Source organism: Geodermatophilus sp. CPCC 205761, from assembly GCF_051383655.1.
Lineage (GTDB): Bacteria > Actinomycetota > Actinomycetes > Mycobacteriales > Geodermatophilaceae > Geodermatophilus.
The window spans coordinates 60,273-86,239 of the sequence record NZ_JALPKQ010000014.1 but is presented as its reverse complement, the minus strand read 5'-3'; the positions used below and the strand labels follow the sequence as shown (position 1 = coordinate 86,239).

At 71.9% G+C, this 25,967-nt stretch carries 23 protein-coding genes and 4 tRNA genes; 19 read left to right on the top strand and 8 right to left on the bottom strand.

The features are described from left to right. Positions 1–16: 16 nt before the first annotated feature. Positions 17–508: a YajQ family cyclic di-GMP-binding protein gene (locus tag MY526_RS11095; RefSeq protein WP_436692562.1), complete on the bottom strand. Its 492-nt coding sequence runs from the start codon at positions 506–508 to the stop codon at positions 17–19. Between the two features lie 99 nt (positions 509–607). On the opposite strand from MY526_RS11095, the gene MY526_RS11090 reads away from it, so the two are divergent. After that, positions 608–689 (top strand) — tRNA-Tyr (locus MY526_RS11090). 53 nt (positions 690–742) lie between these two features. Here MY526_RS11090 and MY526_RS11085 read toward each other — a convergent pair. Next, a complete protein-coding gene (locus MY526_RS11085; RefSeq protein ID WP_436692563.1) occupies positions 743–1,174 on the bottom strand; it encodes a pilus assembly protein TadG-related protein in 432 nt (143 codons plus the stop codon). Positions 1,175–1,802: 628 nt separating this feature from the next. Here MY526_RS11085 and MY526_RS11080 point away from each other — a divergent pair. The 7 genes from MY526_RS11080 to MY526_RS11050 all read left to right on the top strand — a co-directional run bounded on the left by MY526_RS11080 (position 1,803) and on the right by MY526_RS11050 (position 7,207). Continuing rightward, positions 1,803–4,349 (top strand): putative bifunctional diguanylate cyclase/phosphodiesterase, encoded by a 2,547-nt coding sequence (locus MY526_RS11080; RefSeq protein ID WP_436692564.1) that lies wholly within the window; start codon positions 1,803–1,805, stop codon positions 4,347–4,349. Between the two features lie 70 nt (positions 4,350–4,419). Then, positions 4,420–4,492, top strand: a tRNA-Thr gene (locus MY526_RS11075). 44 nt (positions 4,493–4,536) lie between these two features. Further along, positions 4,537–4,610 (top strand) — tRNA-Met (locus MY526_RS11070). Between the two features lie 112 nt (positions 4,611–4,722). Further along, complete coding sequence (gene rpmG, locus MY526_RS11065; protein ID WP_436692565.1) at positions 4,723–4,887, top strand: 50S ribosomal protein L33; 165 nt, start codon at positions 4,723–4,725, stop codon at positions 4,885–4,887. Positions 4,888–4,920: 33 nt separating this feature from the next. Continuing rightward, on the top strand, positions 4,921–5,367 hold the full coding sequence (locus tag MY526_RS11060) for an FAS1-like dehydratase domain-containing protein (RefSeq protein ID WP_436692566.1): 447 nt from the start codon (positions 4,921–4,923) through the stop codon (positions 5,365–5,367). Next, a complete protein-coding gene (locus MY526_RS11055; protein WP_436692567.1) occupies positions 5,364–5,786 on the top strand; it encodes a MaoC family dehydratase in 423 nt (140 codons plus the stop codon). Before MY526_RS11060 ends, MY526_RS11055 begins: the two co-directional genes overlap by 4 nt. Beyond that, entirely contained in the window at positions 5,783–7,207 is a 1,425-nt protein-coding gene (locus MY526_RS11050; RefSeq protein WP_436703886.1) for a M1 family aminopeptidase, read from the top strand. The genes MY526_RS11055 and MY526_RS11050 overlap by 4 nt, the downstream gene beginning before the upstream one ends. Before the next feature lie 60 nt (positions 7,208–7,267). On the opposite strand, the gene MY526_RS11045 is transcribed toward MY526_RS11050, so the two are convergent. The 3 genes from MY526_RS11045 to MY526_RS11035 are packed head-to-tail and all read right to left on the bottom strand — an operon-like array spanning position 7,268 to position 9,194. Then, entirely contained in the window at positions 7,268–8,524 is a 1,257-nt protein-coding gene (locus MY526_RS11045) for a pyridoxal phosphate-dependent aminotransferase (RefSeq protein ID WP_436703885.1), read from the bottom strand. A gap of 48 nt (positions 8,525–8,572) precedes the next feature. After that, entirely contained in the window at positions 8,573–8,944 is a 372-nt protein-coding gene (locus MY526_RS11040; protein WP_436703884.1) for a dihydrofolate reductase family protein, read from the bottom strand. Between the two features lie 7 nt (positions 8,945–8,951). Beyond that, complete coding sequence (locus tag MY526_RS11035; RefSeq protein WP_436703883.1) at positions 8,952–9,194, bottom strand: hypothetical protein; 243 nt, start codon at positions 9,192–9,194, stop codon at positions 8,952–8,954. A 192-nt stretch (positions 9,195–9,386) separates the two neighbouring features. Between MY526_RS11035 and MY526_RS11030 the strand changes: the two genes are divergently transcribed. From MY526_RS11030 to MY526_RS10990, 9 genes are all read left to right on the top strand, one after another. Then, positions 9,387–9,459, top strand: a tRNA-Trp gene (locus MY526_RS11030). Positions 9,460–9,568: 109 nt separating this feature from the next. After that, entirely contained in the window at positions 9,569–10,117 is a 549-nt protein-coding gene (gene secE / locus MY526_RS11025; protein WP_436692572.1) for a preprotein translocase subunit SecE, read from the top strand. A gap of 44 nt (positions 10,118–10,161) precedes the next feature. Then, on the top strand, positions 10,162–11,040 hold the full coding sequence (gene nusG, locus MY526_RS11020) for a transcription termination/antitermination protein NusG (protein WP_436692573.1): 879 nt from the start codon (positions 10,162–10,164) through the stop codon (positions 11,038–11,040). 94 nt (positions 11,041–11,134) lie between these two features. Then, the gene (gene rplK / locus MY526_RS11015; protein ID WP_012950499.1) at positions 11,135–11,563 is read left to right on the top strand and encodes a 50S ribosomal protein L11; all 429 of its coding nucleotides are present in this window, start codon (positions 11,135–11,137) and stop codon (positions 11,561–11,563) included. A gap of 128 nt (positions 11,564–11,691) precedes the next feature. Next, positions 11,692–12,411: a 50S ribosomal protein L1 gene (rplA, locus tag MY526_RS11010; RefSeq protein WP_436692574.1), complete on the top strand. Its 720-nt coding sequence runs from the start codon at positions 11,692–11,694 to the stop codon at positions 12,409–12,411. 460 nt (positions 12,412–12,871) lie between these two features. Next, the gene (rplJ, locus tag MY526_RS11005) at positions 12,872–13,504 is read left to right on the top strand and encodes a 50S ribosomal protein L10 (RefSeq protein ID WP_436692575.1); all 633 of its coding nucleotides are present in this window, start codon (positions 12,872–12,874) and stop codon (positions 13,502–13,504) included. 14 nt (positions 13,505–13,518) lie between these two features. Continuing rightward, on the top strand, positions 13,519–13,908 hold the full coding sequence (rplL, locus tag MY526_RS11000) for a 50S ribosomal protein L7/L12 (RefSeq protein ID WP_436692576.1): 390 nt from the start codon (positions 13,519–13,521) through the stop codon (positions 13,906–13,908). Between the two features lie 489 nt (positions 13,909–14,397). Then, complete coding sequence (gene rpoB, locus MY526_RS10995; RefSeq protein ID WP_436692577.1) at positions 14,398–17,907, top strand: DNA-directed RNA polymerase subunit beta; 3,510 nt, start codon at positions 14,398–14,400, stop codon at positions 17,905–17,907. Positions 17,908–18,013: 106 nt separating this feature from the next. Further along, positions 18,014–21,919 (top strand): DNA-directed RNA polymerase subunit beta', encoded by a 3,906-nt coding sequence (locus MY526_RS10990; RefSeq protein ID WP_436692578.1) that lies wholly within the window; start codon positions 18,014–18,016, stop codon positions 21,917–21,919. A 152-nt stretch (positions 21,920–22,071) separates the two neighbouring features. Here MY526_RS10990 and MY526_RS10985 read toward each other — a convergent pair whose 3' ends face one another. The 3 genes from MY526_RS10985 to MY526_RS10975 all read right to left on the bottom strand — a co-directional run bounded on the left by MY526_RS10985 (position 22,072) and on the right by MY526_RS10975 (position 24,532). Beyond that, the gene (locus MY526_RS10985) at positions 22,072–23,112 is read right to left on the bottom strand and encodes an LLM class F420-dependent oxidoreductase (protein ID WP_436703882.1); all 1,041 of its coding nucleotides are present in this window, start codon (positions 23,110–23,112) and stop codon (positions 22,072–22,074) included. 79 nt (positions 23,113–23,191) lie between these two features. After that, complete coding sequence (locus tag MY526_RS10980; RefSeq protein WP_436692580.1) at positions 23,192–23,407, bottom strand: hypothetical protein; 216 nt, start codon at positions 23,405–23,407, stop codon at positions 23,192–23,194. Positions 23,408–23,560: 153 nt separating this feature from the next. Beyond that, a complete protein-coding gene (locus MY526_RS10975; RefSeq protein ID WP_436703881.1) occupies positions 23,561–24,532 on the bottom strand; it encodes a hypothetical protein in 972 nt (323 codons plus the stop codon). Between the two features lie 586 nt (positions 24,533–25,118). Between MY526_RS10975 and rpsL the strand changes: the two genes are divergently transcribed. Together rpsL and rpsG are read left to right on the top strand one after the other, a co-directional pair. Continuing rightward, positions 25,119–25,493 (top strand): 30S ribosomal protein S12, encoded by a 375-nt coding sequence (rpsL, locus tag MY526_RS10970; RefSeq protein WP_012950487.1) that lies wholly within the window; start codon positions 25,119–25,121, stop codon positions 25,491–25,493. Continuing rightward, the gene (gene rpsG, locus MY526_RS10965; protein WP_073421335.1) at positions 25,493–25,963 is read left to right on the top strand and encodes a 30S ribosomal protein S7; all 471 of its coding nucleotides are present in this window, start codon (positions 25,493–25,495) and stop codon (positions 25,961–25,963) included. Before rpsL ends, rpsG begins: the two co-directional genes overlap by 1 nt. The last annotated feature ends 4 nt before the right edge of the window (positions 25,964–25,967 follow it).

Below are 25,967 nucleotides of genomic sequence, written 5' to 3'. Positions count from 1 at the left end.
GAGGGCGGGGCCTTCGTCAGCGGTAGTTGTCGAACTGCAGGGCGACGTCGAGGTCCTTGCCGCGCAGCAGCTGCTGGACCGCCTGCAGGTCGTCGCGCTTCTTCCCGCTGACCCGCAGCTGGTCACCCTGGATCTGGGCCTGGACGCCCTTGGGCCCCTCGTCACGGATGATCTTGGCGATCTGCTTGGCCTTGTCCGACTCGATGCCCTGCTTGATCCGCGCGGAGATCTTGTAGGACCGCCCCGAGGACTGTGGCTCGTCGGCGTCCAACGACTTGAGCGAGATGCCACGCTTGATCAGCTTCTCCTTGAAGACGTCGAGCGCGGCGGCGACCCGCTCCTCGGTGTCGGCGCTGAGAGTCACGCCCTCCTCGCCGGCCCAGGCGATCGTGGCGTTGGTGCCGCGGAAGTCGAAGCGCTGGGAGAGCTCCTTGGCCGCCTGGTTGAGGGCGTTGTCGACCTCCTGGCGGTCGACCTTGCTCACCACGTCGAACGATGCGTCGGCCATCGGGTGCTCCTCTCGGTCCGCCGCGCGCCGTCCGGAGCCCCGGTGGGACACCGGCGAGGCCGGGCGACGTCGTCTTGTACGCTTCCCGGGTACCACCACGGCGGGTTGCCCGAGTGGCCAATGGGAGCGGACTGTAAATCCGTCGGCTTAGCCTACGAAGGTTCGAATCCTTCACCCGCCACGGGTACGACCAGGGTCCCCGACCTCCGCTGAGGTCGGGGGCCCTGTGCTGTCTCAGGGGGCCGTGGGGGCCCGGGCGCTCGCGACGGCGGTCCGCTCGAGCGGCTCCCCGCCGAGGAACAGCCAGCCGAAGGCGATCTGCACGCTGCGCGTGCACGTCACCGTGACCTCCGCCCCGTCGGTGTCCGTCGACCACGCGTCGAGCCCGCCGCCGCCGTCGGCGAGCTGGTCGGCGACGGCGGCCTGCGTGCTGGCCCGGGTGAGCGGCAGCGTCGCCCCGACCCCCGTCGCGTAGAGCGCCGCCTCGTCGGTCGCGTTCGCGGCCGCGAGGGCCGCCCCGTCGCACACCGACTGCACCTCCTGCTGCTCGAGGAAGGCGTCCGAGGCCGCGATCGCGCCGAACGCCATGAGCGCCGCGACCAGCCAGCACACGAGGACCAGCGGCAGTGTCGAGCCACGCTCGGCGGCGTCCCCGGTCTGTCGCACGCGGGGCAGCGTAGGGGGCGTCCTCGATCTCTCCACGGCCTGTGGACGCCGCTGTGGACGCGTGTGGACGGTCGGGGGACGCCCCCGGTCCGCCGCGGCCGCCCCTGTGGACCGCCCCCGACACGCCGACGGCACGACACGCGAGACCCCGCCGGCACCAGCCGTCCCACCGCCCCCTCGTGTCATGCGTTCGGGTGACACAGTGCCATTTTCGACCACGGACAGTGACGACATAGCGAGGCGTCACCCCGTCGTGATCTTCCGTGCTTGTCCCGATCGGGTGACGGGCAGCAATCTTCCCGGCGCGGTCCGTACCGAACGACGCTCTGCCCCCGCGCCTGGGTGACTGCCGCGCTCTTGGAGCAGTCCTTCATGCCTGAGGAGGCGTCATGCGCACGAACACGTCCGACCGTGGCACCCGCTGGAACCGTGGCACCCGGTGGAACCGTGGCACCCGGTGGAACCGCGGGACCCGCTGGAACAGCTGACCGGCCTCTGACGAAGGGTGGCCGGCCCGTTTGCCGGCTGCCCCTTTCGGGGTGCACGCTCGAACCGGAGCCGCCTGCAACCCGACTGGCGCTGTTAGCCTCTCGGCCGCACTTCTCCCTCACTTCTTCGCTGGGAACGGGTGACCGTGGCCGAACTCGATCCGAGCGCGCCCGCGCGGTGGTCGGCGTTCCGCCAACCGTCCGTGGTGGCGTTCGGCAGCATCGCTCTGGCGCTGCCGTTCGTCGTCTACCTGCTGGGCACGGCCACCGCGCCGGTGGACCTGTGGGTGGTGCCGGCGTTCTTCGCCGCCTTCCTCGTCGCCGAACGGCTGACGCTGGCCGTCGAGGTGCGCTCGCACACCTTCACCTGCTCCGTCGGTGAGGTCGTGCTGGTCGTCGCCCTCGTCGAGATGGGCGGCACCTGGACGGCGGTCGCGTGGGCGGCCGCGATCTGGGTGATCAGCGTCCGCGACCCGATCGCCATCTCCAAGACCCTCACCAACGTCGCGGCGACCGTCATCCAGGTCGGCGTCGTGGTCCTGGTCCTGGACAACCTGCCGGTCGGTCCGCTCACCGACCCGCTCACCTGGCTCTGCTACATCCTCGCGGTCGCCACGGCCACCGCCGTCGGCACGCTCATCGTCATCGCGGCCATCGCCATCACGCAGGGCAACCCGGGCCGGGTGATGCTGGCCCGGCTGTTCGTCCCCGTGCTGGTCGTCTACCCGCTCTCGGTGGTCATCGGCCTGGTCGCCTCGCTGCTGGTCGACCGGACCGCGTGGGCCTGGCTGCTGCTCCTGCCGGTGCTCGTGGCCCTGGCGCTGCTGTACCAGCGCTTCGCCCGGGTGGCCCGGGAGAGCGAGCGGCTGGAGCGGGTCTACGAGTTCGCCCGGCGGGTGGAGCAGGTCAGCTCCGACGAGGACGGCACCCGGCTGATCGTCGAGGCGGTCAAGGAACTGCTCAACGCCGAGCGCGTGGCGCTGTGGCTGCCGCCCTACCTGGACGAGGGGCCGCGCCTGGTCGTCGCGACCGAGGACGGCCGCAGCTGGTACGACGGCCCGAGCGACCCCGACGACCTCATCCGCCGGCGGGCCACCGACGGCTCGGTGGACGGCCCCGTCCTCGTCTCCCTGGCGCGGGCGACCGACGCCGAGGCCGCCGCCCTCGCCCGCCGCGGCGCCGAGGACCTGCTCGCCGCTCCCGTGGCCACCGCGGCCGGGGAGCCGGGTTACCTGGAGATCTGCGACCGGCGCAGCGACGTCGTCTCCTTCGTCGACGGCGACCGCGCCGCGCTGGACTCGATGCTGACCCACGTCAACGCGGCGATCCGGCAGCAGCAGCTGCTCACCCAGATCCGCTACGACGCCGACCACGACCGGCTCACCGGGCTGCCCAACCGGCAGCGCCTCGCGGTGGAGATCGACCAGCTGCTCGCCGCCGACCCGGTGGCCGGCCGCGCCGGGCTGATCCTCGCCGCCCTGGACAACTGCACCGAGGTCACCGACACCCTCGGGCACGCGGCCAGCGACGAGCTGCTGCTGGTCACCGCCGGCCTGCTCCGGGAGCACGCGCCCCCGCAGGCCCTCGTGGCCCGCATGGAGGGTGAGCAGTTCGCCGTCCTGCTGCCCGGGCTGTCCCTCGCCGCCACCGAGCGGGCCGCCCGGCGGCTGCGGGAGGCCACCTCCACGCGGGCGCGGGTGGCCGGCCTGGACCTCGAGGTGACGCTGTCCATCGGCGTGGCCGCGGCCCCGGTCCACGGCACCGACGCCGGCACGCTCATGCAGCGGGCCGACGTCGCGCTGCTGGCCGGGTCCGGCTCCAGCGGCGTGGCGAGCTACCACCCGGTGCTCGACCAGCAGAGCCTGCGCCGGCTGCAGCTGGGCACCGAGCTCGAGCAGGCGATGGCCGAGGGCCAGATCAGCGTCGTCTTCCAGCCGATCATCGACGCGCGGTCCTCCGACATCGTGTCGGTCGAGACGCTGGTCCGCTGGGCGCACCCGCGGTACGGCGCGATCGCGCCGGACGACTTCATCCACCTGGCCGAGCAGATCGGCCGGATCGGGCTGCTCACCGACCACGTGCTCGACCTGGCGCTGGCCCGCTGCCGCAAGTGGCTGGACCAGGACATCGCCCTGTCGGTGGCGGTCAACCTGTCCGCGCGCTGCCTGGCCGAGCCGGACCTCGTCGACCGGGTGCGGCGCGCGCTGCGGCGGCACGGGGTCCCGGGGGAGCTGCTGACGCTGGAGCTCACCGAGGGCAGCGTCGTCGACGACTCGGTGCGCAGCAGCACCGTCCTGGCCGACCTGCACGCCCTGGGCCTGCGGCTGTCGATGGACGACTTCGGCACCGGCTACTCGTCGCTGTCCCAGCTGCGCCAGCTGCCGATCGACGAGGTGAAGATCGACAAGTCCTTCGTGCTGGGGATGTCCACCAGCCAGGGCGAGTCGTTCATCGCCCGGTCGATCATCGAGCTGGCGCACAACCTGGGCCTGCGGGTCGTCGCCGAGGGCGTCGAGGACGAGCTGACCCGCAACCTGCTGGCCGAGATGGGCTGCGACAAGCTGCAGGGCTTCCTGGTCAGCCGGCCGCTGCCCGACGAGCGGCTGGAGAGCTGGATCCTGGCCCGCACCGGCGTCCGCTCGGCGGCTCCGGGTGCGCCGCACCGGCGGCTGTTCGTCCGCACCTGACGGCGCGCCGGAAACCCCGGCGACGGACGGCCGACGGCGTCGGGTACAGTTCTCGACGGCTCCGGCCACCGCCCCTTTAGCTCAGTCGGCAGAGCGTCTCCATGGTAAGGAGAAGGTCTACGGTTCGATTCCGTAAAGGGGCTCCGACCGACCGGTCCTGTCGCGAGACCGGGCCGCACGGTCTCCCGGCGGTGTAGCTCAGCCAGGCAGAGCAAGCGGCTCATAATCGCTGTGTCACCGGTTCAAATCCGGTCACCGCTACTCTCGACGGACCCCGCACCTCGGGGTCCGTCGGCGTGTTGCACCACCGCGCGGGCACCCGTCCGCGCGCACCGGGTCCGGCAGGCCCGTTCCGACAAGGCGAGGAGCCTCCATGGCAGCCACCGACGTCCGTCCGAAGATCACCCTGGCGTGCCAGGAGTGCAAGAACCGCAACTACATCACCCGCAAGAACCGGCGCAACGACCCCGACCGGCTCGAGCTGAAGAAGTACTGCCCCAAGGACCGCCGCCACACCGTCCACCGCGAGACCCGCTGACCCAGCGGTCTCTGCGGCAGGGAGGGCGGGAGCATGGCGCTTGATCCGACACTGGTCGGGCGCAGCTACCCGCCCTCCGCCGTCTACGAGGTCGGCCGCGAGAAGATCGCCGAGTTCGCCGCCGCGATCGGCGAGACCGACCCGGTCCACCGCGACGCCGGGGCCGCCCGCGCCGCCGGCCACCTCGACGTCATCGCCCCGCCGACGTTCGCGATCGTGCTGACCCTCTCCGCGGCCGGCGTCGTCGTGGAGGACCCCGACGTCGCCCTCGACTACAGCCGCGTGGTGCACGGCGAGCAGCGGTTCACCCACCACCGGCCGATCCGCGCCGGCGACCGGCTGGTCGCGACGCCCACCATCGAGGCCGTCCGCAGCGTGGCCGGCAACGACCTGCTCACCACGCGGGTCGACGTCGCCACCGAGGAGGGGGAGCCGGTCTGCTCCGCGTCCTCGATGCTCGTGGCCCGGGGGACGGCATGACCGTGCGCGCCGCCGACGCACCCGTCGGCACCGAGCTGCCCGAGCAGACCTACCGGGTCACCCGCGCCGACCTCGTCCGCTACGCCGGCGCCTCCGGGGACTTCAACCCCATCCACTGGAACGAGCGGGTGGCCACCGGGGTCGGCCTGCCCGGGGTCATCGCCCACGGCATGTTCACGATGGCGCTGGCCGCCCGCGCCGTCACCGCGTGGACCGGCGACCCGGCCGCCCTCGTCGAGTACCAGGTCCGCTTCGGCCGGCCGGTGGTCGTCCCCGACGACGACGCCGGTGCCGAGGTCGTCGTCCGGGGCAAGGTGGGCACCCTCGCCGACGGCGGCCGCGCCCGCGTCGACCTCACCGTGACCAGCGCCGGGGAGAAGGTGCTGTCCCTGGCGCGGGCCACCGTCCAGTTGGCGTGAGCACCCGCCGCCACCTCTCGTTCCCCCTCGCCGCGCTGCTGCTCCTGTCCGGGTGCGGCACGTCGTTCGTCGACACCCTCGCCGCCGAGCAGGAGAGCGCGGCGCCTGCGGACGCCCCGCCTCCCGGGTGCGGCGAGCGGGCCGCGCCCGACCCCGACCGCCCCGTCGTCCGGCTGGACTTCCGCCTGGACGCGGCCCTCCGCACGGTCACCGGCACGGAGCGCGTCGTCTTCACGCCCGACCGCCGCACCGACGAGCTGGTGTTCCGGCTGGTGCCCAACTCGCCGTCCGCCGCGGCCGGCGGCAACCGGCTGGCCGTGGACGGCGCGACCGGGGACGACGTCGCCGGCGGCGGCTACGAGGACGCCGGCGCCGAGGGGCCGGGCGGGCTCTACGTCGTCCGGCTGGACCGGGAGCTGGCGGCGGGCGAGTCCACGGAGGTGTCGCTGGAGTTCACGCTGACGCTGGGCCGGGGCGAGTTCGAGCGGGTGGGCGCCGCCGACGGCGTCTCCTGGTGGGCCAGCGGCGCGCCGCTGCTGGCGTGGGAGCCCGGCGCCGGGTGGGCGCGGGACCCGTTCGTCGAGATCATCGGCGAGACCGCCGTCAGCCCGGTCGCCGACACCCGCATCAGCGTCTCCGCACCGGCGGAGCTGACCGTCCTCATGACCGGCGACCAGGAGGAGCCCTCCGCCGAGCGCGACGGCCGGCGCACCTGGACCTCCACCGAGCCGGTCGCCCGGGACGTCAGCGTGGCCGTGGGGGAGTTCGGCACCGCCACGCGGACCACGCCCGGCGGGGTCGAGGTGACCACCGGCGTCCTGCCCGGCGCCGCGGTCGCTGCCGACGCCCTGGCCGACCGAACCGTGGCGGCCATCGGCGACCTCGAGGTCCGCTTCGGCGCCTTCCCGTACCGCACGCTCACCGTGCCGCTGCTGCCCGATCTCGGCGGCGGCATCGAGTACCCGAGCTCGATCCTCCTGGCCGGCGCCAGCGAGCTGGTGCTGGTGCACGAGGCGGCGCACATGTGGTTCTACGGGATGGTGGGCGACTCCCAGTTCCGCGACCCGTGGCTGGACGAGGCCTTCGCCAGCTACGCGGAGTCGGTGGCGTTCCCACCCGATCCGGCCCAGGTCGCGCAGGGGCTGGCCCTCCCCGGCGACGTGGGGGTGGCCATGGACGAGTTCCGCAGCGTCGAGGACTACTTCGCCCGCGTCTACGGCAAGGGCGCGGCGGCGCTGCACCGCGCTCGGGAGGCGGCCGGCGCCGAGGCCTTCGACGCGGCGCTGCGCTGCTACGTGGACACCAACGCCTGGACCATCGCCACCCCGGACGACGTCGCCGCGGCTCTGGCCGACCTGCCCGCCGCCCTCGACGTCCTCCTGGCGGCCGGCGCCGTCCGGCCGGAGGACCTGCCCGACTGAGGCCCCCTGCAGGGTCCCGGCGCGAGCCTGCGAGCGGTGGGGGGCAGGGGGTCCTTGTTCTCAGCCGGCGGACCCCAGCAGGCGCTGCATCCGGGTCACGCCCTCGACCAGGTCGTCGTCACCGAGCGCGTAGGACATCCGCAGGTAGCCCGGGGTGCCGAACGCCTCGCCGGGGACGACGGCCACCTCCGCCTCCTCGAGGATGATCTCGGCCAGCTCCACGCTGTCGTTCGCGGTGCGCCCGGCGATCGGCCGGCCGAGCAGCGACTTGACCGACGGGTAGACGTAGAACGCGCCCTGCGGCTCCGGACAGGCCACCCCGGGGATCTCGCGCAGCATCGACACGATCGTCCGGCGGCGCCGGTCGAAGGCCTCCTTCATGCGGGCCACCGCCGACAGGTCGCCGGTCAGCGCGGCGATCGCCGCCGCCTGCGACACGTTGGCGACGTTGGACGTGGCGTGGGACTGCAGGTTGGTCGCCGCCTTGACGATGTCGGCGGGTCCGACGATCCAGCCGACCCGCCAGCCGGTCATCGCGTAGGTCTTGGCCACCCCGTTGACGACGACGCAGCGGTCGGCGAGCTCCGGCACCAGCACCGGCATCGACGGCGCGGTCACCCCGTCGTAGGTCAGGTGCTCGTAGATCTCGTCGGTGAGCACCCAGATCCCGTTGTCCAGCGCCCACCGGCCGATCTCCTCCACCACCTCCGGCGGGTACACCGCGCCGGTCGGGTTGGACGGCGAGCAGAACAGCAGCACCTTGGTCCGCGGCGTCCGGGCCGCCTCGAGCTGGGCGACCGAGACGAGGTACCCGCTCTGCTCGTCGGCGACCACCGGAACCGGCACGCCACCGGCCAGCGCGATCGCCTCGGGGTAGGTCGTCCAGTAGGGGGCGGGCAGGAGCACCTCGTCGCCGGGGTCGAGCATCGTGGCGAACGCCTCGTAGACGGCCTGCTTGCCGCCGTTGGTGACCAGCACGTTGGCAGCCGAGACCTGCAGCCCGGAGTCGCGGGCGGTCTTGGCGACGATCGCCTCCTTGAGCGCCGGCAGCCCGCCCGCGGGCGTGTACCGGTGCATCGCCGGCTGCGAGCAGGCGGCGACGGCGGCCGCGACGATGTAGTCCGGCGTCGGGAAGTCCGGTTCCCCCGCGCCGAACCCGATCACCGGCTTGCCCGCGGCCTTGAGGGCCTTGGCCTTGGCGTCGACGGCGAGCGTCGCCGACTCGGCGATCGCGGCGATGCGGCGGGAGATGCGGCGCTCGGCGGGCGGCAGCTCGGCGGACGGGGCGGCGGACTCCGAGGAGGAGACGGCGGTCATGTGCTCATCGTGTCAAAGGGCGGAGCTGCCGGTCGCCCCCGTTCCCGGCTACCCCGTGCCGGCGTCCCGGCGGAGCCGGACGTGGGCCACCGCCCGGGACGGGGCGAACTCCACGCTGGACCAGCCCTCGAGCGCGTCGCCGAGCTCACCGAACAGCCGCTCGCCGTCCCCGAGCAGCATCGGGACGACAGCCACGTGCAGTTCGTCGAGCAGACCGGCCAAGAGGTACTGCCGGATCGTGGACGCGCCGCCACCGAGCCGGACGTGCCGGTCGCCGGCCGCGGCCCGGGCGCGGTCGAGCGCGGCCTCGATCCCGTCGGTCACGCAGTGGGAGGTCGTGCCGCCGGCCATCGGGACGCTGTCGCGGGCGTGGTGGGTGAGGACGAAGACGTCGTGGTGGAAGGGCGGTCCTCGCCCCACCAGCCGGTCACTCCTCGTCGCTCCACGGGCCGCGAACGGGGCCGAACACGTTGCGGCCCATGATCGTGGCGCCGATGTCCTGGTCGCCGAGGGCGCGGAACCGGCGGTCGACCTCCGTGGCGTCGGGGGAGAAGATCCAGTCGTGCAGGCGCTCGCCGCCGATCCCGAGCGGGTCGGCGGGGCTCTGCGCGGGGCCGGCGGCGTAGCCGTCGAGGGACACGGAGAGGTCGTGCACGCGCAGCTCGGTCACGGAGGACAGACCGGGTCGGGGTGGTGGAACTCATCCGCGTCTCCGCGTCCTCCTGCCGGGAGCGCGTTGGCTGCCGGGCCCGGCGGTCCCGTACACTCGCTGTCCTGGGGCAGGTGGCCCCGCCACCGGCGTGCCCCGGATCCCCTGCGGGGCCCGGTGTCGCCCGGGGCGGGCATCCGGTCCCGGCCTCCTAGGGGTGTAGCTCAATTGGCAGAGCAGCGGTCTCCAAAACCGCAGGCTGCAGGTTCAAGTCCTGTCACCCCTGCCCGTGCCGCCGGCCGTCCCGCCGGCGACGTGCACGACCCGCAGGACAGCACCGACCCGGACAGACGGCCCGAGAGCAGCGGCCACCACCACCGACTGAGCGAGGCGCAGTGAGCGACGAGAAGCCGGCACGCGAGGACGACCCTCGCGCCGCCTCCGACGCCGACCTCACCGACGAGCAGCTCGACGCCGAGGCGCCGGGCGTCGACGACGCGGCCGAGCTCGAGGCCGCCGAGGCCGCGGTCGCCGCCGAGGCCGAGGCCGACGAGGACAAGGTCGTGGCCGCACCGGCCCGTCGACGCGGTGGCCGGATCACCGCCGGCGACGACGAGGACGACGACGAGCCGGTGGCCTCGCGCACCCGGCGTCCCGCCCGGGAGCGCACCGCGGCCCGCCCGGCCGGCCGGACCACCGACGGCAGCGGCACGCGCTCGCGCGCCGCGGCGGAGAAGGCCCGCGCCGAGGAGGTCCGCCAGCGCCGCAGCCTGCGCCGGTTCCTCCGCGAGGTCGTCGCCGAGCTGCGCAAGGTCATCTGGCCGGGCCGGCGTGAGCTCATCACCTACACGACCGTCGTCATCGTCTTCGTGGCCTTCATGGTCGCACTGGTGGCCGGCCTGGACCTCCTCTTCAGCGCGGGTGTGCTCGCCGTCTTCGGCTGAGCCCGTCCCCGCGCCTGCACGCCACCGACAAGGAAGAGACACCTGTGACCGACCCCCGCGAGCCCTTCGACACCGACAGCGCCGTCGAGGAGATCGATCTCGACGACGACCGCTTCGACGTGCGCGGCAGCGCGGACCTGGAGACGGGCGCCGGTGAGACCGGCGCCGCCGAGGGCTCCACCGACACCGCCGACCAGGACGCGCTCACCGGCGTGGCCGACGCGATCCCCGAGGTCGAGGACGGCGACGTCGACAGCCTGGTCTCCGACCCGCTCACCGAGCCGGCGCCGTCGTCGGACGTGGAGCCGGAGGAGGACGAGGACCCGGTCGAGGCGCTGCGCAAGGCGCTGCGGATCGCCCCCGGCGACTGGTACGTCGTGCACTCCTACGCGGGCTACGAGAACAAGGTGAAGACCAACCTCGAGTCCCGCATCCAGTCGCTGGACATGGAGGACTACATCTACCAGATCGAGGTGCCCACCGAGGAGGTCACCGAGATCAAGAACGGCAAGCGCACGCAGGTCAACCGCAAGGTCTTCCCCGGCTACCTGCTGGTCCGGATGGAGCTCAACGACGAGTCGTGGGGCGCGGTGCGCAACACCCCCGGCGTCACCGGCTTCGTGGGCGCCACCTCCCGGCCCTCGCCGCTGACCCTCGACGAGGTCGCCAAGATCCTCGCCCCGGCGACGACGCCGCAGGCGGCCAAGGCCACCGAGGCGCAGGCCGCCACCGCGGCCGCCCCGACCGCCGTCGTCGACTTCGAGGTCGGCGAGTCGGTCACCGTCATGGACGGGCCGTTCGCCACGCTGCCCGCCACGATCAACGAGATCAACGCCGAGCAGCAGAAGCTCCAGGTGCTCGTCTCGATCTTCGGCCGGGAGACGCCGGTCGAGCTCTCGTTCAGCCAGGTCCAGAAGATCTGAGCAACGGCTCCGCTGGTCCCCGACCCTCGCTCCGCTGGGGCCGGGGCCCTGCACAGGGGCCGCACCGTTCCATCCCGTCACCAAGAAGGAAGTCATGCCCCCCAGGAAGCGGTTGACCGCGGTCATCAAGCTCCAGATCAACGCCGGTGCGGCCACGCCCGCCCCGCCCGTGGGTCCGGCGCTCGGCCAGCACGGCGTCAACATCATGGAGTTCTGCAAGGCGTACAACGCCGCCACGGAGTCGCAGCGCGGCAACGTGATCCCGGTCGAGATCTCGGTCTACGAGGACCGCTCGTTCACCTTCGTCACCAAGACCCCGCCGGCGGCGCGCATGCTGCTCAAGGCCGCCGGTGTCGAGAAGGGTTCCGGCGAGCCGCACAAGACCAAGGTCGCCACCGTCACCCGCGACCAGGTCCGCGAGATCGCCCAGACCAAGATGGCCGACCTCAACGCCAACTCGCTCGACGAGGCCGAGAAGATCATCGCCGGGACCGCCCGGTCGATGGGCATCACCGTTCAGTAACGGCCCTCTCCCGGGTCCCGCCCCGAGCTCCCGAGGGGTGGGGAGGAGAGGGTCCTCCACGTGGGAGGGCCACGCCAGGCCCGTTCACCACACGACTCCCGGCCGCGTGCCGGGGGAGAGGACACACCATGGCGAAGCACGGCAAGAAGTTCCGCGAGGCGGCCGCGAAGGTCGACCGCGAGCAGCTGTACACCCCGCTGCAGGCGGCCACCCTGGCCAAGGAGACGTCGCCGACGTCCTACGACGCCACCGTCGAGGTGGCCATGCGGCTGGGTGTCGACCCCCGCAAGGCCGACCAGATGGTCCGCGGCACGGTCAACCTGCCGCACGGCACCGGCAAGACCGCTCGCGTCATCGTCTTCGCGACCGGTGACAAGGCCGCCGAGGCCGAGGCCGCCGGCGCCGACGTCGTCGGCTCCGACGACCTGATCGAGCGCATCCAGGGCGGCTTCCTGGACTTCGACGCGGCGATCGCCACCCCCGACCAGATGGCCAAGGTCGGCCGGATCGCCCGCATCCTCGGCCCCCGCGGCCTGATGCCGAACCCGAAGACCGGCACCGTGACCCCCGACGTCACCAAGGCCGTCAACGACATCAAGGGCGGGAAGATCAACTTCCGCGTCGACAAGCAGGCCAACCTGCACCTGGTCATCGGCAAGACCTCGTTCGACCAGACCAAGCTGGTGGAGAACTACGCCGCGGCGCTGGACGAGGTGCTGCGGGCCAAGCCGGCCGCGGCCAAGGGCCGGTACCTGAAGAAGGTCACCGTCTCCACGACGATGGGCCCGGGCATCCCGGTCGACCCGAACCGCACCCGCAACCTGACGGTGGACGAGCCCACCTCCTGAACCCAGGAGCGGGCCGCCCGGAGGCCCCGTCGCGCAGGAGCGCGGCGGGGCCTCCGTCGTTCCTCGGTCCTCTCGGCGCCCCGTCCGGCGGTGTGCCCCGACGCGCGGTGCGGAGCCGGATCCCCCCGGGGCACCCGCGCGACGTCGCCCGGGCAGCCGCTGCGCCGTCCAGGGGACAGGGTCCGTCGACCGCGGAACCGGGCGGTCACCGCCGCGCGCGATCCATCGCGTACTCTTGGCGGCGTTCCCCCCAAGACCGTTGGTCGTCGCACGTCCGCGTGCGATCGAAGGTCCCGGATCCCGGGCGACCCGCGCAGGAGGACGGTTCGATCGATGGACGCCGTGCGTCCGTCCCTCGCCCCGTGCGCCCTGCGCCGGGGCGTTCCTCGTCTCCGGGGCCGACTCGATCGCCCGCAGTCGTGCCGCGTCCGGTGGTCGCCCGACAGACGAGAGGAGGCCCATGCCCACGCAGGCGAAGGCCGCGGTGATCGACGAGATCACCGAGCGGTTCCAGTCGTCCAGCGCGGCGGTGCTCACCGAGTACCGCGGGCTGACCGTGGCCCAGCTGACCCAGCTGCGCCGTTCCCTCGGTGAGGGCAGCAGCTACGCCGTCGTCAAGAACACCCTGACGAAGCGCGCCGCGGAGCAGGTCGGCTTCGCCGACCTCGCCCCGCTGCTCAACGGGCCCACCGCGATCGCCTTCATCGAGGGCGACCCGGTGACCGCGGCCAAGGCCATCCGTGACTTCGCGCGCGCCAACCCGCTGCTCGTCGTCAAGGGCGGCGTGGTCGAGGGCCGCACCGTCGGCGCCGGTGAGGTCACCGCCCTCGCCGACGTCGAGCCGCGCGAGGTCCTGCTCGCCAAGCTGGCCGGCGCGATGAAGGGCAACCTCACCAAGGCCGCGGGTCTTTTCCAGGCCCCGCTGTCCCAGGTCGCCCGCCTCGCCGCCGCGCTGCAGGAGAAGAAGGAGTCCGCCGAGGGCTCCGCTGCTCCGGCCGCCGGCGACGACGCTGCTGCTGCTGACACCACCCCGGCCGCCCAGGCCACCGATGACACCGCTGCCGCCGCGGACGCCGCGGCCAGCACCGACTGACCCAAGGAGACACCATGGCCAAGCTGTCCACTGACGAGCTGCTCGACGCCTTCAAGGAGATGACCCTCCTGGAGCTGTCGGACTTCGTGAAGCAGTTCGAGGAGACCTTCGAGGTCACCGCTGCTGCCCCCGTCGCCGTCGCGGCCGCCCCGGCCGCCGGTGGCGGCGCTGCCGCCGAGGAGACCGTCGAGCAGGACGAGTTCGACGTCATCCTCGAGAGCGCCGGCGACAAGAAGATCCAGGTCATCAAGGAGGTGCGCGGCCTGACCTCGCTCGGCCTCAAGGAGGCCAAGGACCTGGTCGACGGCGCGCCGAAGCCGGTCCTGGAGAAGGTCGCCAAGGACGCCGCGGAGAAGGCCAAGGCCGCCCTCGAGGGCGCCGGCGCCACCGTCACGGTCAAGTGACCCCCCACCCGGCGCTCGCCGGGTGAGCACCACCTCGCACGACCCGCAGGGGCCGTCCTCCTCCCGGAGGGCGGCCCCTGCGGCGTGTCCGGCCGCCCCCGCGGCGTGTCCGAGTGCCGCCTCCGGCCGGAAAATCGCGGCGTGGCTGCTGACCGGAGGCCGTCAGACTGGCATCATCAACTCGTCGTCATGGAGAGGGCCCCTCGGACCCCGCCGGTCGGCTGCCCTTTCCGGGATGTGTGTCCGGTCGCACGGACCCCCCCGACGTGGACAGCCCGCCCGAGCAGGGGTAGGGTTCTCTGTTGCGCTGCCCCCTGACTGCCTGCCCGCTACCGACGGGTCACCAGTGGTGCCCGGGACCCGTCCCGGGACACCCGGTGGACCCTCCTGGTGCAGGACGACGCGGACAGCCCCGCCATTAACGACGACGACCCAGGACGAACAAGCACCCACCGCCCGCACGTCGTGAGGTCCTTGGAAGGACGCATCTTGGCAGGCTCTCGCCCCACCAGCATCAACCCCGGCACCACCGAGTCAGGTACCACCCAGAACACCCCGCAGGCCCCCCAGTCCGGCCCCCGCACCGGCGAGGCCGACCAGCAGAAGATCCCCGGCGCGCCGCTGCGGGTCTCGTTCGCCAAGATCTCCGAGCCCCTCGAGGTGCCGGACCTGCTGGCCCTGCAGACCGCCTCCTTCGACTGGCTCATCGGCAGCCCCGAGTGGCGGGCGACGCTCTCGCCCGAGGAGCAGGCCGACGCCGTCGGCGGCCTCGCCGAGATCCTCGAGGAGATCTCGCCGATCGAGGACTTCAGCGGCTCGATGTCGCTGTCCTTCTCCAACCCGCGCTTCGAGGACGTCAAGGCGTCCCTCGAGGAGTGCAAGGACAAGGACATGACCTACGCGGCGCCGCTGTTCGTCACCGCCGAGTTCATGAACAACACCACCGGCGAGATCAAGAGCCAGACGGTGTTCATGGGCGACTTCCCGATCATGACGAGCAAGGGCACGTTCGTCATCAACGGAACCGAGCGCGTCGTCGTCTCGCAGCTGGTCCGCAGCCCGGGCGTCTACTTCGACAAGACCCTGGACAAGACGTCGGACAAGGACGTCTTCAGCGCCAAGGTCATCCCCAGCCGGGGCGCGTGGCTGGAGTTCGACGTCGACAAGCGCGACACCGTCGGCGTCCGGATCGACCGCAAGCGCCGCCAGCCGGTCACCGTCCTGCTCAAGGCCCTGGGCTGGACAGAGGACCGCATCCGCGAGCACTTCCAGTGGTCGCCCACGGTCCTGGCCACCCTCGAGAAGGACCACATCCCCGGTCAGGACGAGGCCCTGCTCGACATCTACCGCAAGCTGCGGCCGGGCGAGCCGCCGACGCGCGAGTCGGCGCAGGCGCTGCTGGAGAACCTGTTCTTCAACTCCAAGCGCTACGACCTGGCCAAGGTGGGCCGGTACAAGGTCAACAAGAAGCTCGGCGTCGCGGTGCCGCAGAGCACGCTGACGCTGACCGAGGACGACATCGTCGCCACGATCGAGTACGTCGTCCGGCTGCACGCCGGCGAGCCGGACCACGGCGTCGACGACATCGACCACTTCGGCAACCGTCGCCTGCGCACCGTCGGCGAGCTGATCCAGAACCAGATCCGGGTCGGCCTCTCCCGCATGGAGCGCGTCGTCCGCGAGCGGATGACGACCCAGGACGTCGAGGCGATCACGCCGCAGACCCTGATCAACATCCGGCCGGTCGTCGCCTCCATCAAGGAGTTCTTCGGCACCAGCCAGCTGTCCCAGTTCATGGACCAGACCAACCCGCTCGCGGGCCTGACCCACAAGCGCCGCCTCTCGGCGCTGGGTCCGGGCGGTCTGTCGCGTGAGCGGGCCGGCATGGAGGTCCGCGACGTCCACCCGAGCCACTACGGCCGGATGTGCCCGATCGAGACGCCGGAAGGCCCGAACATCGGCCTGATCGGATCGCTGTCGGCTTACGGGCGGGTCAACGCGTTCGGCTTCATCGAGACGCCGTACCGCCGCGTCAACAACGGTGTGGTCAGCGAGTCGATCGACTACCTGACCGCCGACGAGGAGGACCGCTTCGTCGTCGCCCAGGCCAACTCGCCGCTGGACGCCGCCGGCCGGTTCGCCGAGGACCGCGTCCTGGTCCGCACCAAGGGCGGTGAGGTCGACTACCTCGTCCCCGAGAACGTCGACTACATGGACGTCTCGCCGCGGCAGATGACCTCGGTCGCGACGGCGATGATCCCGTTCCTCGAGCACGACGACGCCAACCGCGCGCTCATGGGCGCCAACATGCAGCGTCAGGCCGTCCCGTTGCTGCGCAGCGAGGCGCCGCTGGTCGGCACCGGCATGGAGCTGCGTGCCGCCGTCGACGCCGGCGACGTCGTGGTGGCCGAGAAGGCCGGTGTGGTCGAGGACTCCACCGCCGACTACGTCACCGTCATGGCCGACGACGGCACCCGGCAGACCTACCGGCTGCTGAAGTTCCGCCGCTCGAACCAGGGGACGTCGATCAACCAGTCCCCGGTCGTCGAGGAGGGCCAGCGGGTCGAGGTCGGCCAGGTCATCGCCGACGGTCCGTGCACCGACCAGGGCGAGATGGCGCTGGGCAAGAACCTGCTCGTCGCCTTCATGCCGTGGGAGGGCCACAACTACGAGGACGCGATCATCCTGTCGCAGCGCCTCGTGCAGGACGACGTCCTGTCCTCGATCCACATCGAGGAGTTCGAGGTCGACGCCCGCGACACCAAGCTGGGCGCCGAGGAGATCACCCGGGACATCCCGAACGTCTCCGAGGAGGTCCTCGCCGACCTCGACGAGCGCGGCATCATCCGCATCGGTGCCGAGGTCGTCCCCGGCGACATCCTCGTCGGCAAGGTCACGCCCAAGGGCGAGACCGAGCTGACCCCCGAGGAGCGGCTGCTGCGGGCGATCTTCGGTGAGAAGGCCCGCGAGGTCCGCGACACCAGCCTCAAGGTCAAGCACGGTGAGTCCGGCAAGGTCATCGGCGTCCGCGTGTTCTCGCGCGAGGACGGCGACGAGCTGCCCGCCGGCGTCAACGAGCTGATCCGGGTCTACGTCGCCCAGATGCGCAAGATCTCCGACGGTGACAAGCTCGCCGGCCGCCACGGCAACAAGGGCGTCATCGCGAAGATCCTGCCGCAGGAGGACATGCCGTTCCTCGAGGACGGCACCCCGGTGGACATCGTCCTCAACCCGCTCGGCGTGCCGGGCCGGATGAACGTCGGCCAGGTCCTGGAGACCCACCTCGGGTGGGTCGCCAAGCAGGGCTGGCAGGTCGAGGGCACCCCGGACTGGGCGAAGAACCTGCCCGAGGCCGCGAAGTCGGCGGCCCCCGGGACCCGGACCGCGACGCCGGTGTTCGACGGCGCCAAGGAGGAGGAGATCGTCGGCCTGCTGGGCTCGACGACCCCGAACCGCGACGGCAACCGCATGGTCGAGCCGACCGGCAAGGCGCGGCTGTTCGACGGCCGTTCCGGCGAGCCGTTCCCGGAGCCGATCTCGGTGGGCTACGTCTACATCCTGAAGCTGCTGCACCTGGTCGACGACAAGATCCACGCCCGGTCGACCGGCCCCTACTCGATGATCACGCAGCAGCCGCTGGGTGGTAAGGCGCAGTTCGGTGGCCAGCGCTTCGGTGAGATGGAGTGCTGGGCGATGCAGGCCTACGGCGCGGCCTACGCGCTGCAGGAGCTGCTCACCATCAAGTCCGACGACATCCTGGGCCGCGTCAAGGTCTACGAGGCGATCGTCAAGGGCGAGAACATCCCCGAGCCGGGCATCCCGGAGTCGTTCAAGGTGTTGCTCAAGGAGCTGCAGTCGCTCTGCCTGAACGTGGAGGTCCTCTCCGGCGACGGTCAGGCGATCGAGCTGCGCGACACCGACGACGAGGTCTTCCGGGCCGCGGAGGAGCTGGGCATCGACCTGTCCCGCCGCGAGCCCTCCAGCGTCGAGGACGTGTGATGTTCCGCGCCGGGTCTCTCCCCGCGAACTCCGAGGGACCCGGCGCGGCCACAAAGCCAACGACAAAGAAGAAAAGCATCACTAGCCCCGGAAAGGGGTCCACTCAGTGCTCGACGTCAACTTCTTCGACGAGTTGCGCATCGGTCTGGCCACCGGCGACGACATCCGCCAGTGGTCGCACGGTGAGGTGAAGAAGCCCGAGACCATCAACTACCGGACACTGCGTCCGGAGAAGGATGGCCTCTTCTGCGAGAAGATCTTCGGTCCCACCCGGGACTGGGAGTGCTACTGCGGCAAGTACAAGCGGGTCCGGTTCAAGGGCATCATCTGTGAGCGCTGCGGCGTCGAGGTGACCCGGGCCAAGGTCCGCCGCGAGCGGATGGGCCACATCGAGCTGGCCGCTCCGGTCACCCACATCTGGTTCTTCAAGGGCGTGCCCTCGCGCCTGGGCTACCTGCTCGACCTGGCACCCAAGGACCTCGAGAAGATCATCTACTTCGCCGCCTACCTGATCACCTCGGTCGACGACGAGACCCGCCACCGCGACCTCCCGACCATCGAGGCCGAGATCAGCGCGGAGAAGCACAACCTGGAGTCCCGCCGGGACGCCGACGTGGAGGCCCGCCAGCAGAAGCTGGAGGCCGACCTCGCCGAGCTCGAGGCCGAGGGCGCCAAGTCCGACGTCCGCCGCAAGGTGCGCGAGGGCGGCGAGCGCGAGATGCGCCAGCTGCGCGACCGTTCCCAGCGGGAGATCGACCGCCTCGAGGAGGTGCTCGACACCTTCCGCAAGCTGGAGGTCAAGCAGCTCATCGCCGACGAGGGCCTCTACCGCGAGCTGCGCGACCGCTTCGGTGAGTACTTCGAGGGCGGCATGGGCGCCGCGGCGCTGCAGAAGCTGCTCGCCGACTTCGACCTCGACGCCGAGGCCACCTCGCTGCGCGAGACGATCCGCACCGGCAAGGGCCAGCGCAAGCTGCGGGCCCTCAAGCGGCTGAAGGTCGTCGCGGCGTTCCAGCAGACCCGCAACTCGCCCATGGGCATGGTGCTGGACTGCGTCCCGGTCATCCCGCCGGACCTGCGCCCGATGGTGCAGCTCGACGGTGGCCGCTTCGCCACCAGCGACATGAACGACCTGTACCGCCGGGTGATCAACCGGAACAACCGGTTGAAGCGGCTGCTGGACCTCGGCGCGCCCGAGATCATCGTGAACAACGAGAAGCGGATGCTCCAGGAGTCCGTGGACGCGCTGTTCGACAACGGCCGTCGCGGCCGGCCGGTCACCGGCCCGGGCAACCGTCCCCTGAAGTCCCTGAGCGACCTGCTCAAGGGCAAGCAGGGCCGGTTCCGCCAGAACCTGCTCGGCAAGCGCGTCGACTACTCCGGCCGTTCGGTCATCGTCGTCGGCCCGCAGCTCAAGCTGCACCAGTGCGGCCTGCCCAAGCAGATGGCGCTCGAGCTGTTCAAGCCGTTCGTCATGAAGCGGCTGGTCGACCTCAACCACGCGCAGAACATCAAGTCCGCGAAGCGGATGGTGGAGCGCGCCCGTCCCGTCGTCTGGGACGTGCTGGAGGAGGTCATCACCGAGCACCCGGTGCTGCTGAACCGCGCGCCGACGCTGCACCGCCTGGGCATCCAGGCCTTCGAGCCGCAGCTGGTCGAGGGCAAGGCCATCCAGATCCACCCGCTGGTCTGCACCGCGTTCAACGCCGACTTCGACGGTGACCAGATGGCGGTGCACCTGCCGCTGTCGGCCGAGGCGCAGGCCGAGGCGCGGATCCTGATGCTGTCGTCGAACAACATCCTGTCGCCGGCCGACGGCCGCCCGATCACCGCGCCGACCCAGGACATGGTGCTGGGCCTCTACCACCTGACCACTCTGGTGGCCAGCCCGCTGGAGGCCGACGGCGGCCAGCCGCGGTCGTTCTCGTCCACGGCCGAGGCGATCATGGCCTACGACCAGGGCGGTCTCGGGCTGCAGGAGCGGGCCTGGATCCGCCTCGACGAGGTCTTCGGCGTCGACAACGGCACGGTGAACGAGCCGTGGGAGCAGCCGGAGGACTGGACGCCGGGCACCCCCGCCCGCGTGCTGACCAGCCTGGGCCGGGTGCTGTTCAACGAGGCCCTGCCCGAGGACTACCGGTTCGTCAACTACCAGGTGCCGAAGAAGGAGCTCGGGGCCATCGTCAACGACCTCGCCGAGCGCTACCCCAAGGTGCAGGTCGCGGCGACGCTGGACGCGCTCAAGTCCGCCGGGTTCCACTGGGCCACCCGCGCGGGGATCACGATCGCCATCGACGACGTGGTCACCCCGCCGGCCAAGCAGGAGATCCTGGACCGGCACGAGGCCGAGGCCCGGCAGATCGAGAAGCAGTACGAGCGCGGTGTCATCACCGACACCGAGCGTCGTGGAGAGCTCATCGAGATCTGGACCCGCGCGCGGGCCGAGGTCAGCCAGGCGATGGTGGACAACTTCCCGACCACCAACCCGGTCTGGGTCATGGTCAACTCGGGCGCCCGAGGCAACATGATGCAGATCAGCCAGATCGCCGGTATGCGTGGTCTGGTCGCCAACCCGAAGGGCGAGATCATCCCGCGGCCGATCAAGGCCAACTTCCGAGAGGGTCTGTCGGTGCTGGAGTACTTCATCTCCACGCACGGTGCCCGCAAGGGTCTGGCCGACACCGCGCTGCGTACCGCTGACTCGGGCTACCTCACCCGCCGGCTGGTCGACGTCTCCCAGGACGTCATCATCCGCGAGGAGGACTGCGGCACCGACCGCGGCGTGATCATGCCGATCGCGACCGTCGTGAACGGCACGCTGACCCGGGACGCGCACGTCGAGACCAGCGTCTACGCCCGTGCCCTGGCCGCCGACGTGGTGGCCGAGGACGGCACGCTGATCGCGCAGGCCAACCAGGACCTGGGCGACGTGCTCATCGCCGCGCTGGTCGAGGCGGGGGTCGCGGAGGTCAAGGTCCGCTGCGTCCTGACCTGCGAGTCGCTGCTCGGCACCTGCGCCACCTGCTACGGCCGGTCGCTCGCGACCGGCAAGCTGGTGGACGTCGGCGAGGCGGTCGGCATCATCGCCGCCCAGTCCATCGGTGAGCCCGGCACCCAGCTGACGATGCGCACCTTCCACACCGGTGGTGTCGCGGGTGAGGACATCACCCACGGCCTGCCGCGTGTGGTGGAGCTCTTCGAGGCCCGCGTCCCCAAGGGCAAGGCCCCGATCGCCGAGCTGGCCGGCACCGTGCGCATCGAGGACGGCGAGCAGTTCCGCAAGCTCACCATCACCCCGGACGACGGTTCGGACGAGGTCGTCTACGACAAGCTGTCGCGCCGGTCGCGGCTGCGGGTCGAGGACGGCGCGCACGTCGAGGTCGGCGAGCAGCTCACCGAAGGTGCGGTCGACCCGCACGAGGTGCTGCGGATCATGGGCCCGCGCGAGGTGCAGCTGCACCTGGTCCGCGAGGTCCAGGAGGTCTACCGCAGCCAGGGCGTGTCGATCCACGACAAGCACATCGAGGTGATCATCCGCCAGATGCTCAAGCGGGTGACCATCATCGACTCGGGTGCGACGGAGTTCCTGCCCGGTGCGCTGGTCGAGCGGACGCTGTTCGAGACCGAGAACCGTCGGGTGGTCGCCGAGGGCAGCGAGCCGGCCTCGGCCCGCCCGGTGCTCATGGGCATCACCAAGGCCTCGCTCGCGACCGAGTCGTGGCTGTCGGCCGCCTCCTTCCAGGAGACGACCAAGGTGCTCACCGACGCGGCGATCCAGGGCAAGAGCGACAGCCTGCTCGGTCTCAAGGAGAACGTGATCATCGGGAAGCTGATCCCGGCCGGTACCGGCATCAGCCGCTACCGGAACATCACGGTCGAGCCGACCGAGGAGGCCCGCGCCGCCGTCTACACCATGGCCGGCTACGACGACGGGCAGTACTACAGCCCCGACGTCTTCGGTCAGGGCACCGGCGAGGCCGTGCGCCTCGAGGAGTACGACTGGCGGGGCTGAACCCCCGGTAGTGCCTGAGGAGGGCCCCGCGGACCATCAGGTCCGCGGGGCCCTTCCGCGTCCCCGTGGCGGACTTCCGGCGCGGACGGTCCGGCTTCAGGACTCTCGGCGCCGAGAGTCCGGTGACGAAACGGTGTCGGAAGGCGACGGGATCAGGACGCCAGGCGCTTCATCGTCTCCACCGTGCGCAGCCGGCTCGTCCGGTCGTCGGCGAGCGGCTGGAGCATCAGCGTCGTGACGCCGGCCTCGCGGAAGGCGGCGATCCGCTCGGCCACGTAGGACTCCGGACCGATCAGCGACGCCGCCCGCGCCAGCTCCTCCGGGACGGCGGCCGCCGCCTCGTCCTTCTTGCCCGACAGGTAGAGGTCCTGGATCAGCTCGGCCTCGGCCTCGTAGCCGTAGCGCCGCGCGTGGTCGTTGTAGAAGTTCTTGCCCCGCGCCCCCATGCCGCCGATGTACAGCGCCAGCTGGGGCCGGACGGCGTCCACCAGGTGGTCGACGTCATCGCCGATCGCCACCGGCACGCCCACCACGATCGCGAGGTCGCCCAGCTGCGGGTCGCGCCGGGCCTTCCCGGCCGCCAGGGAGTCGCCCCACACCCGCGCCGCCTTCTCGGGCACGAAGAAGATCGGCTCCCACGCGTCGGCGATCTCCGCGGCCAGCTCCACGTTCTTGGGCCCGATCGCCGCGAGCAGCACCGGGATCCGGTCGCGCACCGGGGTGTTGATCAGCTTGAGCGGCTTGCCGAGGCCGGTGCCCTGCTCCGGCGGCAGCGGGATCGTGTACTTCGGGCCGTCGTGCACCAGCCGCTCCCGCCGCCAGACCTGCCGGCAGACCTCCACGACCTCGCGGGTGCGCTGCAGCGGGGCGTCGTAGGGGACGCCGTGCCAGCCCTCGATCACCTGCGGGCCCGAGGCGCCCAGGCCGAGGGTGAACCGGCCGTCGGAGACGTAGTCCAGCCCGGCCGCGGTCATCGCCGTCAGGGCGGGGGTGCGGCTGTAGATGGGGAAGATCCCGCTCATCAGCTGGACGCGCTCGGTCACGGCGGCCAGGTAGCCCAGCTGGCTCACCGCGTCGAAGGTGTAGACCTCCGCGACCATCGCGAGGTCGAGCCCCGCGGACTCGAGGTCGCGGATCTCCGCGGCGGTCTCCCGGAACCCACCGCTGTAGCTGGCCTGGATGCCGATGCGCACGTCCACTCCTCTGGTCGACGGCGCCACCGTCGGCGCCGGGCCCGACCGTATCGGCAGGAGCGGAGCGGCCCGAGGTCGCTCAGAGAGGACGGACGACGCCCACGACCTCGGTGACCACGCGGACGCCGTCGACGTCGCCGGGCACCCGGGTGGCCGCGTGCGCGTCGGCCAGGTCGACCTTCACCACGTACCCGCTCTCCCGGCGGGCCAGCCCGACCCCGACCACGTCCGGATCGGCGGCCAGCCGCGCGCTGAGGGCGCTCTTGGCGGCTCGGGCGGACGCGCGGTCGGTCATGCACCCATGGTGCCCCCGATCAGGCCGGCGCGACAGTAGCCGGACCCTGCCCCCCACCCCTCGCAGGCTCGGGGCGGGGCCCTGTAGGGGGCCGCCGTCCTCCTCCCCACCCCTCGTCGGCTCGGGGCGGGGCCGCTGGACGGCCCCGGCAGCTCAGGAGGCCACCCACTGCAGGCCCAGGACGTCGAGCACGGTGGCCAGCGGGTTGGCGAAGGTGACGCCACCGCCGGCCCGCCCGCCGGTCTCGCTGCCGGCGAAGAGCAGCCCCAGGGGCGTGCGGTCGCTGCTCCGCCAGATCACCGAGCCGCTGTCCCCGCCGGCGCTGAACCCGGCGGTCGCGCCGTCGATCTCCACCTGGTCGTCGAAGGTGTGGACGACGTCGCCGTACTGCACCGCCACCCCGTCGACCTCGACGGCGCTGATCCGGCCCCGCGTGTGCCCGGTCGTGCGGCCCACCTTCTCGACCGGCTCGTCGGGCTCCACGTCGTCGACCGCCAGCACCTCGTCGGACAGCGGACCGCCGGGGAACCGCCCGGGCTCGACCGGCACCTCGGCGTCCAGGACCGCGACGGCGGCGTCCACCAGGTTGGCCCGGCCGTCGGCGAGGAAGGCCTCGAAGGCGGCCAGCGTGGCGACCCGGTCGTCGTCGACGCCACCGTCGGCCGGACCCGGCTGCAGCACCGGGTCCCCGATCGCGGCGTCGCCGCTCGCGGCCAGGACGTGGCTGTTGGACAGCAGGGCCAGGCGGCCACCGACCCGGACGAAGCCACCCAGCGTCCCCGCGGTCACCGCCCCGTGCCCGACGGAGAGCCCCGGGTGCAGCGGCCGGGTGCCCTGCTGCAGCTGCTCGGGGGTGGGGGAGGAGAGGGCCCGGACGACGCCGATGACGCGCACGTCGATCTCCTCCAGGACGGCGTCGTCCAGGCCGGCCAGCAGGACGTCGACGTCGTCCTTGATCGCCAGGCGGATCGCCAGGTGCGCCTGGCCGGGACCGATCGGCGCCAGGCCGAGCGCGGGGCGCACCCAGCCGCCGGGTCCGAGGTCGCTGGCCGTGACGGGACCGGTGGCCTCGGCCAGCCGGGCCGACAGGTGGGCCTTGAGCTCGCGGGCGAGGTCGACGTGCACGGAGTCCTCCGGTGGCGGGATGTGGGCGTCCTGCGACCGACCGTAGGGCCGGGGTACGACAGCCGCGCGGTGCCCGGGTGACCGGGCGCCCCCGGGGTGTCGCGGACGACAGCCGTCCCGGTCGCCGTCCGCCCCGGTACAGTCGCCGCCACCGCCACCGCCACCGCCACCGCCGGGCCGGCCCGCCGGGTCCTCCCCCCGGGAATACCCCGGCTCCAGGGGCGTTGACCTGGCCGTACGCGCCCGGCGCGTGAGGCTGACCACCGCGTGTCGACATGTGGCGGACCCGGCTTTGACCGGCTTCGGGCACGCGGGTATCGTGGTCAGCCGTGCCCAGGGTGCCCTGGGCCTGCTCCCGTTCGCGGTGCGCCTGCCGACAGGTGGTGGCGCCGAGTCGCGGGGGGCGACCGATCCGGTTTGAAGCGCCGGCCGGTCCTGGCGAGGGCGACACGCCCGACCGCGGGGACCGGTGGTGATCCACGGCCGGGAACGGGTACGACCCCAGCAGGACCGGCACCCCGGGCACGACCGAGCAGAGCACCGTCCACAAGCACGACCCAGCGCAGGTAGGAGATCCAGGCCACCCATGCCCACGATCAACCAGCTGGTCCGCAAGGGCCGCGAGGACAAGGTCGAGAAGACCAAGACCCCGGCGCTGAAGGGCTCCCCTCAGCGTCGCGGCGTGTGCACCCGCGTGTACACGACGACGCCGAAGAAGCCGAACTCGGCGCTGCGCAAGGTCGCTCGCGTCCGCCTCACGAGTGGCATCGAGGTCACCGCCTACATCCCGGGCGTCGGCCACAACCTGCAGGAGCACTCGATGGTGCTCGTGCGCGGCGGCCGCGTGAAGGACCTCCCCGGCGTGCGCTACAAGATCATCCGTGGCTCGCTGGACACCCAGGGTGTCCGCAACCGCAAGCAGGCTCGCAGCCGGTACGGCGCGAAGAAGGAGAAGAGCTAATGCCGCGCAAGGGCCCCGCGCCGCGTCGCCCGCTGGTAGCCGACCCGGTGTACCAGTCGCCGCTGGTCACCCAGCTGGTCAACAAGGTGCTCGTCGACGGCAAGCGCTCGGTCGCCGAGGCGATCGTCTACGGCGCCCTCGAGGGTGCCCGCGCCAAGACCGACACCGACCCGGTGGTCACGCTCAAGCGGGCGCTGGACAACGTCAAGCCGGCCCTCGAGGTCCGCAGCCGCCGCGTCGGTGGCGCGACCTACCAGGTCCCGGTCGAGGTCCGCGCCTCGCGGAGCACCACCCTGGGCCTGCGCTGGCTGATCCAGTACAGCCGGGCACGGCGTGAGAAGACGATGACCGAGCGCCTCATGAACGAGCTGCTCGACGCGAGCAACGGCCTCGGTGCCGCGGTGAAGCGCCGCGAGGACACCCACAAGATGGCCGAGTCGAACAAGGCATTCGCGCACTACCGCTGGTGAGCGC